Genomic DNA, 255 nt, shown 5'->3' on the forward strand with positions numbered 1-255 from the left:
CGAAAATCATGGAAAAAATGGAGAAAGCGGGATGTCCGAAACATATTGCTACATTTGTTATTCCGACTGGATACTCGTTTAACCTTGATGGCTCTACATTATACCAAGCGTTAGCAGCTATCTTCATCGCTCAAATGTACGGAATCGATTTAAGCGTGTATGAGCAAATTACGCTAATGCTAGTGTTAATGATCACGTCCAAGGGGATTGCGGGTGTACCGGGTGTATCTTTCGTAGTTCTTTTAGCGACATTGG

The 255-nt window shown here is 42.0% G+C and carries 1 protein-coding gene; it reads left to right on the forward strand.

Annotated elements, in window-relative coordinates:
• On the forward strand, positions 1-255 hold a 255-nt coding region (locus Q8G36_RS28835; RefSeq protein ID WP_305275379.1), incomplete at both ends, for a cation:dicarboxylate symporter family transporter.

This window comes from Peribacillus frigoritolerans (genome assembly GCF_030676415.1).
Lineage (GTDB): Bacteria > Bacillota > Bacilli > Bacillales > DSM-1321 > Peribacillus > Peribacillus frigoritolerans_A.